Origin of the sequence: Streptomyces rubradiris (assembly GCF_016860525.1) — a bacterium.
Taxonomy (GTDB): Bacteria; Actinomycetota; Actinomycetes; order Streptomycetales; family Streptomycetaceae; genus Streptomyces; species Streptomyces rubradiris.
Genome location: NZ_BNEA01000001.1, coordinates 607,717 through 622,469 on the forward strand (window position 1 = coordinate 607,717; position 14,753 = coordinate 622,469).

A 14,753-nucleotide genomic window follows, 5' to 3' on the forward strand; every position below is an offset into this window, starting at 1 on the left:
GTGACGGGGGCACCGGCACGGGCGCCGTGGGCCGTGGGTCAGTCGTGGTCGAGGACGGAGTCGCCGAGGTCCAGGCTGTCGTGGCTGACGAGGTCACCGACCTCGTCCACCGTGTCCGTCACGTCGAGCGGCCGGTCGACCGCCGCGTGGGAGGGGGTGACGGCGGCCACGACGAATCCGGCGGCGAGGGTGGCGATGGCGAGCATGCTGCGCTTCTTCATGCGCTGATCAACGGCGTGGAGCGGCCGGGGGTCACGCCGGCCGCGAAAGCTTCCCCTCGGCCCCCTCGGACCGCCGTTTCCTGATCGAACACATCCGAACAACGCCACGCCCGGCCTGAACGACCCTTCCGACACAGTCCGACACGTCCTACCGTGAGCGCGCATTCATGACGCGCACATGCCGTCATCCGCGTTTCGCGAGTGGGAGGAACGTCGACGATGCGTCACCCTCACAGCCGAACGACCCGTTTCAGAGTGGCCGGAGCGCTCAGCGCAGGAGTGCTGTGCGCGACGGGCCTCGCCGCCCCCGCCCTGGCGGCCCCCGCCACGGCCCCGGCGGCGCCGACCGCGTCCGCGTCCCTGGACGACGGCCTCGCCCTCACCCCGCCGATGGGCTTCAACAACTGGAACTCCACCTACTGCCGGGCGGAGTTCAACGAAGGCATGGTCAAGGGCATCGCGGACCTCTTCGTGGAGAAGGGCCTGAAGAAGGCCGGCTACCAGTACGTCAACCTGGACGACTGCTGGGCCCTGCCCCAGCGCGACGCGAACGGCCGGCTGGTGCCCGACCCGGTGCGCTTCCCGAACGGCATCAAGGCGGTCGCGGACTACGTCCACGCCAGGGGCCTCAAACTCGGCATCTACACCAGCGCCGGCACCAAGACCTGTGACAGCGTGGGCCTTCCGGGCGCCCTGGGCCACGAGTACGAGGACGCACGGCAGTTCGCCGACTGGGGCGTGGACTACCTGAAGTACGACAATTGCAACAACCAGGGCCTGGACGCCAAGCAGCGCTACCGGACCATGCGCGACGCGCTCAAGGCGACCGGCCGGCCCATCGTCTACAGCATCTGCGAATGGGGCGAGAACAAGCCCTGGGAGTGGGCCGCGGACCTCGGCCACCTGTGGCGGACCACCGGCGACATCAAGGACAACTGGCCCTCGGTGCTGTCGATCCTGAAGCAGAACCTCCCCCTCGCCCGGTACGCCGGTCCCGGCCACTGGAACGACCCCGACATGCTGGAGGTCGGCAACGGCGGCATGACGGACACCGAGTACCGCTCGCACTTCTCCCTCTGGTCGATCATGGCCGCGCCGCTGCTCATCGGCACCGACCTGCGCAAGGCCTCCCAGGCGACCTACGACATCCTGGGCAACACCGAGGTCATCGCCGTCGACCAGGACCCGCTCGGCAAACAGGGCACGGTCGTCTCCTCCGCGGGCGGGCGCTGGGTCGTCGCCAAGCAGATGGCGGACGGCAGCCGCGCGGTGGCCCTCTTCAACGAGTCCGGCACCGCCCAGCGGATCGCCACCAGCGCCGACGCGGTCGGCCTGCCCCGCGCCGACGGCTACGCCGTACGCGACCTGTGGCAGCACCGCACCTACAACACCGCCGGCACCCTCGCCGCCACCGTTCCCGCCCACGGCACGGTCCTGCTGCGCGTCACGGCCGACCGGCACTGGGCCGCGTATCCGCCCGCCGTCGAAGTGGGCCTGGACAGCGACCTGTTGCTGACGGCCGGCACCCCGGTCACCCTCACCAGCACCGTCACCGACCTGGGGCGCACGCCCGCGCGCCGCGTGTCCGTGGCGCTGACCGGCCCGGCCGGCTGGGACATACGGGCCACCTCCGCGACCTCGGCCGCCGCCCTCCGCACCGGTCGGACGCTGCGCACCGGCTGGCGGCTGACCGTCCCCGCCGGCACCCCGACCGGCTCTTACGGCCTCACCCTGCGCGCGAGTTACCGGTCGCCGTCCGGCACGCCGGTCACCAGCACGGTGCCGCTGACCGCGTCCGTGGTCGTACCGCCGCCGTCCGGGACGTCGTACCTCAGCGACCTGCCGTGGATGTCGGCCGCCAACGGCTTCGGGCCCGTGGAGCGCGACACCAGCAACGGCGAGAGCGCGGCGGGTGACGGCCGCCCGCTCACCATCGGCGGCACGGTGTACGCCAAGGGGCTCGGCGTGCACGCGCGCGGCGACATCGCCTTCTACACCGGCGGGGCCTGCGAGAAGGTCACCGCGTCGGTCGGCGTGGACGACGAGAAGGGCACCAAGGGCAGCGTCACCTTCGAGATCCTGGCGGACAACACCCGGGCCGCCGCCTCCGGCGTCCTCACCAACGCGATGCCCGCCCAGTCGCTCACCGCCGACATCACCGGCGCGCAGGTGATCCGGCTCGTCGTCACCGACGGCGGCGACAACACCGACTCCGACCACGCGGACTGGGCGGACGCCCGCCTGAGCTGCTGAACGCCCGGCGGGGCCGGAGCCGAGCCGTTCGGTGATGTGTTCGTCCCGCGGGGGTCCGACCGCCGTCGCCGGACGGGGGAGAACAACCGATGACGACCGCTGAGGTCCGGTCCGGGGCCGGGAGCGGCCCGCCGCCGGACGGTGACACGGTCATCGACGTGCGGGAGCTGCGGATGCGCTACCGCGGCAGGACGTGCTGAAAGGAGTGGACTTCACCGCCCGGCGGGGCGAAGTCGTCGTGCTGCTCGGCCCGAAGGGCACCGGCAAGACGACCACCATCGAGATCCTGGAAGGCTTCCGTATGCGCTCGGCCGGTGACGTGACCGTCCTCGGCACCGATCCGGCCCGCGGGACGAACGATGGCGTGCGCGCCTCGGCATCGTCCCGCAGTCCTGGCGCGACCACGGCAAGTGGCGGGTGCGGGAACTGCTGGCCCATCTCGGCTCGTACTACGCGCCGTACTCCCCCCTGGTACGACGGCCGTGGGACGTCGGCGAACTCCTCGCCGCCCGGTGCGCCTACTGGTGGGGCAAGCGACGACTCCGGCCGCGCGGCGCCTGCGGCGCGTGTACGACGCCCTTCCCGGATCCGGTGTGGGCTGGGACAGCCACGGCGTCAGCGGGCCTTCCTCAGTTACGCCGGCCTGCGCGAGGGCGTTGAGCACGTACTGACACCCCTGGAGATGTGGCGCCGCACCTCACCGGAGGAGCGGCACGTGAGACAGGGCGGCCGACGTCTCCAGCCGCTCACCTGGGCACGGCAGCCCCGGCGGGGCCACCTGCTCACGCTCGGCCTGTACGACCACCAGATCGCCCGCAGCTCCCTCGGCCCCCACCTGGTGGCGCCGTTGCGGATCCACTACCTCATCCCCCTGCCGGCCACCGCGGAGGAGTTCCTCGCACGGTTCGGCAAGAAGGACCGCGAGAACATCCGGCGGGGCATCCGCAAACACGACTGGAACTTGTAACTGGCCGAGCGGGCACACGACTTCGGCTTTTTGTACGACCGGATGCACGTCCCCACCATGGCCGCCCGGCACGGCGGCTGGGTGCGCAGCGAGCGGCGTGACGTGGCGGAACACGCGCTGTTTCGCCGCGGGATGCCGTTCTTCCTCCGCAGGGCGGACGAGCGAATCGCCGGTGTGCTGTGCCGTCTCGAAGGGGACGTGCTCGTGATACGGCTCGCCGGCGTCCTCGAAGGCGATCCGGGGCATTACCGGGACGGGGCACAGCTCGTCCTCTACCACCTGGTCATGCGGTGGGCGACCGAGGAGGGCATCGCCCACGCAGAACTGTCGGGGTCACGGCCGTTCATCAGCGAGGGCCTGTACGCCTTCAAGCGCAAGTTCCGCCCGCGGATAGTCGTGCCGCGCACCCACTTCGCCCGCAAGCATCCGGTGCTGATCCCACGTCAGGACACTTTGGAGGTGCGCAACTTCCTGTATGACCATCCCGCCATCACCATCGATCCGGCGGGGGAACTGCACGTCACCTACCTCTACGACCGTGATAGGCCACCCCGTATGGACCTGCCGTGGGACTGCTCCGGCATCACGGGGGCACACGAGTTGCACTTGGACGACCTGCTCGCGGGTCTGCCCAGGCCCGACGCACATGACGGGAGGTGAACGGGAGATATCCCGGATGCGCACACGACCGACGGCGACGCCGAACCGCCGTGGAGGCTCGACGTCGCCGCTGCGTGTCCTGGCGGCCGGTCAGGCGATCACCTCGGCCGGTGACGGCGCCTGGCTCACGGTGTGGACGATCTACCTCACCCGGTTCGGTGGGCTGAGCGCCTCCGAGTTCGCCGTCGGCGCGACCGCTGGGGGCGCCCTGGCACTTCTCATCGGCGTCCCCCTGGGACGTCTGGCGGACCGGCTCGGGCCCCGGCGCATCCTGGTCGCTCTCACCCTCGTCAGCGGTATCGCCCTGGCCGCCTTCCTCGGCGTCAGGAACTTCTGGACGTTCCTGCCCGTGGCCCTGGTGGCCAACGCCTGCGACAAGGCCCGTGTGGGTGTCTTCCAGGTCTACGTCATGGGACTGGCCGGCCGCCGTGAACGTGTCGCGGCACTCGGCAAGCAGCAGGCGGCACGCTCCGTCGGCTTCACCCTCGGCGGTGCCCTGGGCGGTGTCGTCCTCGCCTTGGGCTCGCTGCCCGCCTTCGTCGTCCTCATCCTGGCGAACTTCACCACCAACATCCTCTACGCCGTCATACTGCTGCGCCTGCCCCCGACCGTGCCCCCGGCCCGTGACAGCGCGCACCGGAGCACACGTGTCCTGAGGGACGTGCCCTTCGTCAGCATCGCCGTGGCCGGCGGTGTGCTGACCCTGGGCTGGTCGCTGCTGTCCACCGGAGTGCCCCTGTGGATGACGCATCACACCGATGTGCCGCCGTGGACGGCCGGCGCCCTCGTCGTACTGAACGGTGTCCTGGTCGCCCTCCTACAGGCCAGGGCGGCACGCGCGGACAACTCCCGCCGGACCGCCACGCGCAAGGTCCTCTCGTCCGCCGTCGTCCTCGGCGTCGCCTGCGTCCTGTTCGCGCTCACCGGCGTCGTCCACGGCCGCGTGGCCGTGCTGGTCGCACTGGTCGCCGGCTGCGTCCACGCGGGGGAGGAGGTGATCTTTGTGGCGGCCTTCTGGGGTCTGTCGGTCGCCCTGATGCCCGAGGACGCCGCAGGCGAGTACCAGTCGGTGGCAAGCGTCGGCACGGCCGCCGCCAGTGTCCTGGCGCCCCTGGTCGTCGTGCCGCTCGTGGTCGGCGTCGGAGCGACCGGGTGGGTGCTGCTGGCCGGAGTGTTCGTGCTGGCCGGAGCCGCGACCGTGCCTCTGTCCGCATGGGCCGCCGGTAGACCGTCGCACCAGGAGACCGCCCACACTGCGGTGGAGAACCCCGACGGCCCGCCACGTCCATCGGCGGGGGCCTGCTGACAGGCCGGGCGACCGGCCGCGGGGAACGCCTCGTCTCCGCCATGGGGCTCGCCCGCCGCAGCGGTGCCGGCGAGGGTCGCGCCCGGCCACGCCCCTGCGATCGCGCCACGTGGGGCGAGAACTTGCTTCGGGGGCGGGCGGTCGATCGCGTCTCGGCGCCTGGCGCGGGCACTTCGTCGTCCGTCCCGCCGTGCGGGCGGCATGGCGTTCACGGCCGGCAGCCTTGGCCTTGGCAGGGGTCGGGCTGCTGGCGGTGCTGGTCGACCGGACCGGCCCGGTCGGTGGCTGGGGCTTTTGGGTCCTCCATGGCGCGGCGGCGGGTGTCGGCGGTGCGGGTGAAGGCGGCGAGCCGGTCCAGGTTCTCGGGTGTGCGCAGCCACGTCGCCGGGTCGGTCGTGCGGCCCTCCAGGTACTCCTCGGGCATCGCGGCCTGCTGGTGGGCCTGGACGGCGGCGGCCCGCTGCGCCGGGGTCAGGGCGGCGCCCCGGCCCGGGTGGTCGACGGTGTGGGGAGCGGACGTCGTCCCGCCCTCGACGTCGCGGTGATCGGCGGGTGCGGAGACGGCCGAGGTCGTCGCCCCGTTGGCGGTGGCGGTGTCGGATCGGATGCGGGCGTCGCGGATCGCGTTCTGCACGGCAAGGCTGGCGAGACGGGCTCGCTCGTAGCGGCTGGACTCCCGCGGCGGCGTGCCTGCGGCGGGAGCGATCCACCACCGGTGCGGCACCGACCGTCACCGTCGACCGCGTCGTCGGGTCAGGCGCTGCGCGGTCGGCGGCCCGCCGTCTTCTTCGCCCCGATCTGCTTGGCCGGCTGCTTCCTCGCGGCCGTCTTCTTCTTCGGCTACGGCAGCTCGTGCACGTCGGCCGGCCCGGCGTCGCCGCGGGAGGCCTTCACCTTGGACACCGACTCCTGCAAGGCGGCCATCAGGTCCAGCACCGGGGCCGGCTGCTCCGGCTCCTCCACCGCAGGCAGGGGCTTGTCCTCCCGTCTCGCCTCGATGATCTCGACGAGTGCCTCGGTGTAGCGGTCGGTGAACTCCGGGCCCTCCAGCCGGTCCACGGTCATGGTGTCCATCAGGGCGAGCGCGCCGGCGATCTCGTCCTCGGAGACCTCGGTGGGCGGGGGCAGGAGCTCGGTGGGGTCGCGGATCTCGTCGGGCCAGCGCATGGCGTGCAGGACCAGGACGTCGTCGCTCGTACGTTCATGGTAGGGCTAGCCCTACCATGAAGTTGCGTGTCGGCCGTGTGGGCGCGCGGGCCGGCTGTCGCGAGGCTTGAGGGTATGCACCTTGCGAGTGGTCCGGCCGTTGCCGCGGCGGAGCTGGAAGACGTATCGAAGACCTACCCGGGCGGTGGGGGAACGCCTGCGTTGCGGGGAGTGAGCGCGCGTTTCGCGGCGGGTTCGTTCTCTGCGGTGATGGGCCCGTCAGGGTCGGGGAAGTCGACGTTGCTGAACTGTGCGGCCGGTCTGGAGCGGCCCAGTGCGGGTCGGGTACGGCTGGCGGGTGAGGACATCGGCGCGCTGCGGGAGCCTGCGCTGACCCGTGCCCGGCGGCGCCGGGCGGGTTTTGTGTTCCAGTCGTTCAACCTGGTTCCGGCATTGTCGGTGTGGCAGAACGTGCTGTTGCCGCAGCGGCTGGCCGGGATGCGGCCGGACCGGGCCTGGGCGGGCGAGGTCCTGGAGCGGGTGGGGCTGGCAGGACATCGGCACGCACGTCCGGATCAGCTGTCGGGCGGTCAGCAGCAGCGAGTGGCGGTGGCCAGGGCGCTTGCGGGGCGACCGGAGGTGGTTTTTGCCGACGAGCCGACCGGGGCTCTGGATCTGTCCGCAGGGCACGAGGTGCTCACCTTGTTGAGGGAGGCCGTGGACCAGTTGGGGCAGACCGTGGTGATGGTCACGCACGACCCGGCGGCCGCCGCGTGGGCGGACCGGGTGCTCTTCCTCGCCGACGGCGTGGTCCACTCGCATCTGGAGCGTGCCTCGGCCGCCGAGGTCGCCGCCGTCATGACTGAGCTGAGCGCCCGATGATCCGTCTCGCCCTGGTTACCGTGCGTCACCGCTGGTGGGCTTTCGCGGGTACGTTCGCCGGAACGGCGCTCGCCGTGGCATTGGTCGCGGCCTGTGGCACGCTGCTTTTCTCCGCTCTTTCCGCCCCCGCCGGAGCGGACCGCTACGCCTCCGCCGACGCGGTGGTCAGTGCCCAACGGCAGGTGACCGTGCGCGACGGGGACAAGAGCAAGACCCGCCCGCTGCCCGGAGCCCCAGCTCTTCCCGATGGTCTGGAGGGCCGGTTGGCGTCCGTGCCGGGGGTGGCTCAGGTGACGAAGGACGTGTCCTTCTACGCCCAGCCTCTGTCGGCCGACGGAGATCCGGTCGGCGGGGAGGGCGGCGCTCCGGTGATGGGGCACGCATGGTCCTCGGCGGCGCTGACTCCTTTCCGGCTCACCGCCGGCCACGCGCCCGGCACGGGTGACGTGGTCCTTGATGAGGGTCTCGCCCGGCAGGCTTCCGTGCGCCCCGGTGACCAGGTGCGCCTTGCCCTGAGCGAGAAGGTGACCGCCTTCCAGGTCGCCGGGATCGCCACCGCCCAGGACGGGCCGCAGCTGGCCTCGCAGGGTGCGGTGTTCTTCTCTCACCGCGATGCGGCACGGCTCGCCCGGCCGGGCGATTCCGCCGCGCTGGCCCTGCGCTTCACGCCCGGTGCCGACAGCGGCCGGGTGCTTGGCGCGGTGCGCTCCGCCGCGGGGCCGCGCCTGCGGGTCCTCACCGGAGATGAGCGGGTACAGGCCGACGCTCCGGCGGTGCTGGTCAGCTACACGGGCGCGGTGGGGGTGTTCGGCTCCATGGCGGGCATCACCGTTTTCGCCGCGTTGTTCGTCATCGCGGGGACCATCGCTTTCGCTGCCCGCCAGCGGCTGCGCGAGCTGGCTCTGCTGCGGACGCTGGGAGCCACCCCGCGCCAGGTGCGCAGGCTGCTGGGTCTGGAGGCATGGGCGGTCGGGCTGGCCGCTGCGGTGGCCGGTGCCCCTCTTGGGCTGTGGTCGGCCGGATGGCTGGGTAAGGGGTTCGTGGACACGGGTGCGGTGCCCGCCTCGCTGGAGGTACGTGGCGGTGTGCTGCCGTTGCTGATCGCGGCTGGCGCAGGTCTGGTCGTGGCACGGCTGGCGGCGTTCTTCGCCGGGCGGCGGGCGGCACGGATCGCTCCGGCGGAGGCGATGCGCGAGTCGGCCGCGGCACCTGCCGGGGGCGGCCTGGTACGCCTGGTGCTGGGGGCGATTCTGGTGGCGGGCGCGGTGGCCGTGCTGGTGTTCACTCCGATGCGCGGCGGGATCGGTGTGGGCATGGGCTTCATCGCCTGTGCGCTGCTGATCTGCGGCGCCGCTGCCGTGGGCCCCTGGGTGGTACGCGTGGTGTGCACGGTGCTGGCAGGGCTGCTGCCGGGCACGGCCGGTCGGCTGGCGGCCGCCAACGCCCGCCGCTTCCCCCTGCGGGCTGCCGGAGCCGCGCTGCCGCTGGCGCTGATGTTCGCGCTGAACGCGACGATGCTGCTCAACTCCACCCTGCTCGCCGACCTCACCAGTCGGGCGCACACCGACCGGGTTGCCCCCGCGCGCCAGACCCTGACCGCCCCGGGCAGTCCAGGCCTGCCGCTGGACGCCTACCGGGCCGCAGCCCGCATGCCGGGAATCACGGACGTGGACGCCACCTTGCCGATGGAGGTGATGGTCCGCAAGGGCGGCAAACCGCAGCACTACCCCGCCCAGGGCCTGTACCGCGCCGGCCGAGGAGTGCTGGACCTTGAGGTAACGCAGGGTTCGTTGAGCAAACTCGGCGAAGGCGTGGCGGTCAGCACCGATCTGGCTGCCGGGCAGCACTGGCAGGTGGGCGACACCGCGTCCCTGTGGCTGCCGGACGGCACCCGTGTCGCGAAGCCGGTGGTGGCGCTCTATGCCCGCTCGGCCGGCTTCGGCGAGATACTGCTGCCCGGCCGGGTGGCGGCCGTGCACACCGCACGTCCCGTGCTGTCAGCCGTTCACCTCGGCCAGACGCCCAGCAAGGCTTCCCTGTCGGCGGCGCGGGCGCAGTTCCCGCAACTGGCCTGGGGCTCCGGCGGGGCGACCGAACGCGAGGACGCGGAAGCCGCCTCCCAGGAAGCCGCGCTACAGCTGCTGACCGGGATCTCCGTCGCGTTCACGGCCGTCGCCGTGCTCAACACCTTCGCCATGGCGGCCCTGAGCCGGCGCGGCGAGTACGCGGGACTGCGGCTGCTGGGGGCCACCGCCCGTCAGGTGCGGGCGATCGCGGCGCGGGAAGCCATGCTGACCGTGGGTGCCGGTCTGTTCATCGGCGTCGCGATCGCCGCCGCGGTCGTGGGCACGTTCAGCGCCGCCCAGGACGGACAGTGGCGCGTGATCGTCAGCCCCGGCTGGTACGCGGGCATGCTGACCGGCACGGTCCTGCTCGGCCTGGCCGCCGCCGCCCTGCCCACCCGGCTGGTCCTGCGCACCGCGGATACTCCCCAGGCTGGAAGGAAGGAATGAGCGTGACATCTTGCTCGCGAGATCTCGCGGGCCGCCGTCATCAGGCGTGCGGCTCGTAGGGTGCCGGATATGTTCCATCGTACGATCCGGGCGCTGCGCCACCTGCTGCTCGGTGTGCCCGCCGGCATCGGGGCGCTGGTGACCGTGGTGGCAGGTACCACCGGATGCCTGGTGCTGGCCATCACCCATCTGGGCGTCCCGGCATTCCTGGCCACCACCGCCACCGTCCGCCGGCTCGCTTCGCTGGAGCGACGCCGCGCCGCGCTGGTGCTTCCCGTTCCCGTCCCAGACCCCTATGGCCCGATCGAGGCTGGCACGGCGGCCGGGCGGGCCCGGCAGCTCGCCGCGCACCCCGCCACCTGGCGGGATGCGGCCTGGCTGGCCTGTCTCTTCCCTCTGGCGCTGGTCTGTGCCGTGATCGCCGTCGTGGTCCTCGCGCTGGACCTGGCGGCCTTCACCTCACCGGCCTGGGCCTGGGCCCTGCCCTCGGCACGCCGCAGCGATCCGGGATTCGCCACGCTGACCACCCCCGCCCGACAGGCCCTGACCGCCCTGGCCGCACTGATCCTGCTGCCCCCCGTCACCTGGCTCGTACGAGCCCTGTCCACCGGGCAGGCCCGACTGGCCGCCGCACTTCTGGCCCCTGGACGCACCCAGCGCCTGACCGAGCGCACCGACCGCCTCGCGCTCACCCGCAGCCGCGTCATCGACGCTCAGGCCGCGGAACTGCGCCGCATCGAACGCGACCTGCACGACGGCGCCCAGGCCCGCATCGTCGCCCTCGGAATGACACTGGCCCTGGCCGACCGGCGCCTCAAAGCCCTCGGCCCAGCCGCCGACACCGCCCGCGCCGATCTCGCCGCCGCCCGCGCCGAGGTGAACACCGCGCTGGACGAGCTGCGCCACCTCGTACGCGGCATCCACCCACCCATCCTCACCGACCGCGGCTTGGACGGAGCCCTCACCGCGCTCTTCGCCGACCACCCCCTACCCGTCACCGCCGACATCCAACTACCCCGCCGCCTGGCCCCAGCCCTGGACGCCGCCGCCTACTTCCTCATCGCCGAAGCCCTCACCAACACCGCGAAACACGCCCAGGCCACCAGCGCCACCGTGAAGGTCCGCACCCATCCCGACGGCACCGTCACCGTCACCGTCACCGACGACGGACACGGCGGCGCCGACCCCGACGGCACAGGCATCTCCGGCCTGCGCCGCCGCATCGAAGCACTCGACGGCACCCTCACCCTCACCAGTCCCCCCGGTGGGCCCACCACCGTGCACGCGGAGTTCCCATGCGCCTTGTAATCGCCGAAGATCTGCTCTTGTTGCGCGACGGGCTCATCCGCCTGCTGACCGCCACCGGCCACCAGGTCCTGGCCGCCGTCGACACCGGCCCCGACCTCATCGACGCCGTCACCACTCACCGCCCCGACCTCGCCCTGGTCGACGTCCGCCTGCCACCCGGCTTCCGCGACGAAGGACTGCGCGCCGCGATCGAAGTCCGCTCCCGCCATACCCCGGCCACCCCGGTGATCATCCTGTCCCAGTACGTGGAACGCACCTACGCCGCGGAACTGCTGGCCGACGGCCGCGGCGGCGTCGGCTACCTCCTCAAAGACCGCGTCACCGACATCGACGCCTTCCTCGACGCCCTCGACCGCGTCGCCGCCGGCGGCACCGCCCTGGACCCCGAAGTCGTCGCCCAGATCTTCGCCCGCAACAGCCAGAACACCGGCCTCGCCCGCCTCACCCCCCGGGAACACGAAGTCCTCGCCCTCATGGCCCAGGGGCTGTCCAACTCCGCCATCGCCGACCGCCTCGTCCTCGCCCCGGTCTCCGTTGAGAAGCACATCGGCAACCTCCTCGCCAAACTCGACCTCCCCGCCACCGGCAACACCCACCGCCGCGTCCAAGCCGTCCTCACCTACCTCAACACCTGAACACCCCACCAACCGGGTCCTCACCGGTCACACAGCAACCAGCCAGCAGGGCACCAGGGACGGCCGCAGTAGCGAGAGCCGACTCCGGGCCGTGCGGCTTCGGCGCTGCGGAGGTTTCCGGTGTTTGCCACCATCTGCTGCCGGCCCTCGGGGTCGGCGCCGCGGAAGAAGCTGGGGACGTCGGTCCCGGGCACACCGGCTACAGCCTTCATCCGGTGGTCGGTCTGGGCGGCGTAGGGGGCATAGGCGCCGGAGCCGCACACGCCCATCACGCCGATGCGGTCTGGGTCGATCTCGGGGCGGGTGGTGAGGTAGGTGACCGCCGCGCGGAAGTCCTCGGCGCGCTGGAAGGGGTCCTCCAGGCCGCGGGGCACGCCCTCGGATTCGCCCTGGAAGGCGGCGTCGAAGGTCAGGACGGCGAAGCCTTCCTTGACCAGGCGTGTCGCGTACGTCGCCGGCGCCTGCTCCTTGACTCCGGTCGTGGGGTGGCCGACGACGATGGCGGCGAGCGGGCCGTCGACGCCGTCGGGGAGGTAGAGGTGGCCGGCGAGCTGCGGGCCGTTGGCCGGGAAGCGGACGTCAGTCCTCATTGCCACAGCTCAGCCCCGTTCGAGCGGCTTCAGCAGCGCGACGCGGGCCCGGCGCCCCTGTCCCCGGGCGGCCGGCCCCGCCCTGGCCGACCTCCTCCTCCCGCCATCTTCGGCCACCCCGTCGGGATAGCCTGCGGCGGCGAGGTCGGCCCGACAGGCGTCCTCGGTGACCGGGCCGGTGGCCCTGGCATACCTCCTACCGGTTGCGGCGTCGGTTGATCACGATCGGTATGACGACGCAGAGGATGGCCACGATGAACAGGAGGACACCGAGCGTTCCCCCGGGAGTCACCTCTGTACGTGCGAATTCCATCAGCTGACCTCTCCCTTACCGCCGGGACGCTTGTTGCGGAATGACAGGTAGACCAGCAGGCAGACGGCATCGGCGACGACAACCACGATCAGCAGCGGATACGCGGCACCGAGCCCTCCTTTCGCCCACAGGAGCACGGACAAGGCGTAGGCGACCAGGGAGGCGAGGGCGACGATCAGGGCGTTTCTGCGGATTGCCTGCCTGCTGCCGTACAAATTCTCGAAGGTTCGTCCCACTGTGTCTCCTTGGCGGACGGGCGGCCACCCGGTGGTGGCCGCCCGTCGTTCATGACTTCAACTCGTTCTCGACTGTGTTCGAGGTCCAGTCGCCCACGGCAGTGCTCGCGTAACCGCACCCTGCTTCGACGGCCACTGCTCCGGCGCCTGCGGTGGGTGCTCCGGCAACGCCGGCCACGAACTGGCAGGCGGACTCGACCACGATGCCGGCCGCGATACCGGAAACCTGGGCTACCAGAGCGTCCGTGTCGCCCTGTGCGGCGCTGGAGACGGCGTCGTAGGCCTCCTTGCCGTCGTCGACAGCGTCGGCCAGGCTGTAGAGCCCGTTGGGGTCGATGCGGTTGACGGGGTCGCCTTCGGCGTAGAGGTAAGGGTTCTTCTCCTGGCCGGAGGGGTCGGGCTGGGTGAAGCGACCGATGTTGGCGTCGTAGTAGCGGGCCTTGAGGTGGTAGAGGCCGGTGGGGTCCTGGTAGTTGCCGACGAACCGGTAGGGCTGGTCGACCGGCTCGCTGGACTGGGCCAGCAGACGGACGCCGCGGGGGCTGTAGGTGTAGGTGTCGACCTTGTTGCCGTCTACGTCCACCAGACCGATCACCGAGCCGATCGCGTCGGTGAGGTAGTAGTAGCTCCTGCCCCCGGTCGTCATGGAGTTCAATGTGCCCCCGGGCTCGCGGTTGAAGCCCATGTCGACCCCGCCCGTCGACTTCGCCGACAGGCCGAGCGGGCCGTTGTGGAAGTACGTGTCACCGAGCCGGATGCGTTCGCTCTGGTCGGTGGAACCGTACTGGCCCGCGTAGGTCTTGTCGTTGACGGTAATGGACGACATCCGGGAGTGGTCGGTCCACGTCTCGCCGGTGCGCAGGTAGTCCGTCGGTGGAGGCGCCGGCGGTCTCGTTGCCGACCGGGTCGTAGGACCAGGTGCCGCTGGTGCCGGACTTCGACGTGAGTTGCTGGGCGTCGTTGTAGGTGTAGGTGGTGGTGCGGGGGCAGCCTTGGTCAGTGCCCTGGGAGGTGAGGTTGCCGGCGAGGTCGTAGCAGTACTGCCAGGAGTCGACGACGCTTCCGGCCTTGACCTCGCCGGCGTAGGAGAAGCGGCCCGCGCCGTCGTAGGTGTAGGTGCGCTTGCGGCCGGTGACGTTGTCCGTCATGGTGCGGATCTTGCTGCCGTCGGTGGCGTTGTTCGTGCCGTAGCCGTAGGTGTAGTCCAGGTCGACCAGGGTTCCCTGGTCGGAGGTCACCTTGATGTTCTTCGGCCGGCTGGAGTCGTCCGGGTCGACCTTCTGGACCGTGCCGCCGGGGTAGGTGGTCGTAGTACGCACGTCGTTGTTGTTGTACTGGTACGTCGTCACCCGGCCCTGGGGCTCCTTCAGCTCGGTAAGCTTGTTGACCTCGTTCCAGGTGTAGTCGGTCTTGCCCGCCGGGTCCTGGTAGTAGTCGACGTTGCCCGCCGCCGTGTAGGCAAGCAGGGTCTGGGAGCCGTCCTGGAGATGGCGGACCGTCTCGCGCCGCAGCAGGTCGAACTCGTACTTCACCGTTCCCGTGCCGTCGGAGCGCTGGACAAGGTTGCCGAGCGTCCTGGCGGCACCTGGAGACAGCGGGCGTGCTGGGTGCCTGGGCGGTCGCCGGGCTGCTCCTCGCACCGTCCGTCCTGCGCAGGATGGCCCGCCGCGAGTCCGGGGCCACGATGGCCGAACGGCGCCGGAAGGCGATGCAGCGGGTCGGT

At 71.5% G+C, this 14,753-nt stretch carries 13 protein-coding genes and 3 pseudogenes; 10 read left to right on the plus strand and 6 right to left on the minus strand.

The features are described 5' to 3' along the window. Positions 1-38 precede the first annotated feature (38 nt). Positions 39-221: a hypothetical protein gene (locus tag Srubr_RS02890; protein ID WP_189993359.1), complete on the minus strand. Its 183-nt coding sequence runs from the start codon at positions 219-221 to the stop codon at positions 39-41. Between the two features lie 219 nt (positions 222-440). Here Srubr_RS02890 and Srubr_RS02895 point away from each other — a divergent pair, with 219 nt between their 5' ends. From Srubr_RS02895 to Srubr_RS02915, 5 genes and pseudogenes are all read left to right on the plus strand, one after another. Then, on the plus strand, positions 441-2,474 hold the full coding sequence (locus Srubr_RS02895; protein WP_189993361.1) for an NPCBM/NEW2 domain-containing protein: 2,034 nt from the start codon (positions 441-443) through the stop codon (positions 2,472-2,474). A 173-nt stretch (positions 2,475-2,647) separates the two neighbouring features. Continuing rightward, positions 2,648-2,984: pseudogene (locus Srubr_RS41565) on the plus strand (ATP-binding cassette domain-containing protein); the annotation flags it as partial. A gap of 205 nt (positions 2,985-3,189) precedes the next feature. Then, the gene (locus tag Srubr_RS02905) at positions 3,190-3,441 is read left to right on the plus strand and encodes a hypothetical protein (RefSeq protein WP_189993363.1); all 252 of its coding nucleotides are present in this window, start codon (positions 3,190-3,192) and stop codon (positions 3,439-3,441) included. A gap of 42 nt (positions 3,442-3,483) precedes the next feature. Next, entirely contained in the window at positions 3,484-4,101 is a 618-nt protein-coding gene (locus tag Srubr_RS02910; protein ID WP_189993365.1) for a GNAT family N-acetyltransferase, read from the plus strand. 16 nt (positions 4,102-4,117) lie between these two features. Then, positions 4,118-5,407, plus strand: coding sequence for an MFS transporter (locus tag Srubr_RS02915; protein WP_189993367.1), 1,290 nt, complete (start codon positions 4,118-4,120; stop codon positions 5,405-5,407). A 208-nt stretch (positions 5,408-5,615) separates the two neighbouring features. On the opposite strand, the gene Srubr_RS40185 is transcribed toward Srubr_RS02915, so the two are convergent. Together Srubr_RS40185 and Srubr_RS02925 are read right to left on the minus strand one after the other, a co-directional pair. Then, complete coding sequence (locus tag Srubr_RS40185; protein ID WP_229926599.1) at positions 5,616-6,131, minus strand: hypothetical protein; 516 nt, start codon at positions 6,129-6,131, stop codon at positions 5,616-5,618. Between the two features lie 116 nt (positions 6,132-6,247). After that, positions 6,248-6,574 (minus strand): Ku family protein, encoded by a 327-nt coding sequence (locus Srubr_RS02925; protein WP_229926600.1) that lies wholly within the window; start codon positions 6,572-6,574, stop codon positions 6,248-6,250. Between the two features lie 114 nt (positions 6,575-6,688). Between Srubr_RS02925 and Srubr_RS02930 the strand changes: the two genes are divergently transcribed. The 4 genes from Srubr_RS02930 (at position 6,689) to Srubr_RS02945 (ending at position 11,891) form a co-directional block, all read left to right on the plus strand. After that, positions 6,689-7,435, plus strand: a complete 747-nt coding sequence (locus tag Srubr_RS02930; protein WP_189993369.1) for an ABC transporter ATP-binding protein — start codon at positions 6,689-6,691, stop codon at positions 7,433-7,435. Then, complete coding sequence (locus Srubr_RS02935) at positions 7,432-9,948, plus strand: FtsX-like permease family protein (protein ID WP_189993371.1); 2,517 nt, start codon at positions 7,432-7,434, stop codon at positions 9,946-9,948. The genes Srubr_RS02930 and Srubr_RS02935 overlap by 4 nt, the downstream gene beginning before the upstream one ends. 69 nt (positions 9,949-10,017) lie before the next feature. Beyond that, entirely contained in the window at positions 10,018-11,256 is a 1,239-nt protein-coding gene (locus tag Srubr_RS02940) for a sensor histidine kinase (RefSeq protein ID WP_189993373.1), read from the plus strand. Then, positions 11,244-11,891 carry a LuxR C-terminal-related transcriptional regulator gene (locus Srubr_RS02945; protein ID WP_189993375.1) on the plus strand — a complete coding sequence of 216 codons (648 nt, stop codon included), beginning with the start codon at positions 11,244-11,246 and terminating at the stop codon, positions 11,889-11,891. Before Srubr_RS02940 ends, Srubr_RS02945 begins: the two co-directional genes overlap by 13 nt. 20 nt (positions 11,892-11,911) lie before the next feature. Here Srubr_RS02945 and Srubr_RS02950 read toward each other — a convergent pair whose 3' ends face one another. The 3 genes and pseudogenes from Srubr_RS02950 to Srubr_RS02960 form a co-directional block, all read right to left on the minus strand. Beyond that, entirely contained in the window at positions 11,912-12,481 is a 570-nt protein-coding gene (locus Srubr_RS02950; RefSeq protein ID WP_373313449.1) for an alpha/beta hydrolase, read from the minus strand. Between the two features lie 312 nt (positions 12,482-12,793). Further along, complete coding sequence (locus Srubr_RS02955) at positions 12,794-13,030, minus strand: hypothetical protein (protein WP_189993377.1); 237 nt, start codon at positions 13,028-13,030, stop codon at positions 12,794-12,796. 49 nt (positions 13,031-13,079) lie between these two features. Beyond that, a pseudogene (locus Srubr_RS02960) lies at positions 13,080-14,598 on the minus strand (RHS repeat-associated core domain-containing protein); the annotation flags it as partial. A 5-nt stretch (positions 14,599-14,603) separates the two neighbouring features. Between Srubr_RS02960 and Srubr_RS40190 the strand changes: the two are divergent. Next, positions 14,604-14,753, plus strand: a pseudogene (locus Srubr_RS40190) (ABC transporter permease); the annotation flags it as partial.

What these genes read in the sequence shown, in the direction of transcription:
- Srubr_RS02925 (WP_229926600.1), bottom strand. Translation starts at nt 6,574, where the DNA reads ATGCGCTGGCCCGACGAGATCCGCGACCCCACCGAGCTCCTGCCCCCG.
- Srubr_RS02915 (WP_189993367.1), top strand. Translation starts at nt 4,118, where the DNA reads ATGCGCACACGACCGACGGCGACGCCGAACCGCCGTGGAGGCTCGACG.
- Srubr_RS02940 (WP_189993373.1), top strand. Translation starts at nt 10,018, where the DNA reads ATGTTCCATCGTACGATCCGGGCGCTGCGCCACCTGCTGCTCGGTGTG.
- Srubr_RS02945 (WP_189993375.1), top strand. Translation starts at nt 11,244, where the DNA reads ATGCGCCTTGTAATCGCCGAAGATCTGCTCTTGTTGCGCGACGGGCTC.
- Srubr_RS02895 (WP_189993361.1), top strand. Translation starts at nt 441, where the DNA reads ATGCGTCACCCTCACAGCCGAACGACCCGTTTCAGAGTGGCCGGAGCG.
- Srubr_RS02890 (WP_189993359.1), bottom strand. Translation starts at nt 221, where the DNA reads ATGAAGAAGCGCAGCATGCTCGCCATCGCCACCCTCGCCGCCGGATTC.
- Srubr_RS02930 (WP_189993369.1), top strand. Translation starts at nt 6,689, where the DNA reads ATGCACCTTGCGAGTGGTCCGGCCGTTGCCGCGGCGGAGCTGGAAGAC.
- Srubr_RS02935 (WP_189993371.1), top strand. Translation starts at nt 7,432, where the DNA reads ATGATCCGTCTCGCCCTGGTTACCGTGCGTCACCGCTGGTGGGCTTTC.
- Srubr_RS02950 (WP_373313449.1), bottom strand. Translation starts at nt 12,481, where the DNA reads ATGAGGACTGACGTCCGCTTCCCGGCCAACGGCCCGCAGCTCGCCGGC.
- Srubr_RS02910 (WP_189993365.1), top strand. Translation starts at nt 3,484, where the DNA reads ATGCACGTCCCCACCATGGCCGCCCGGCACGGCGGCTGGGTGCGCAGC.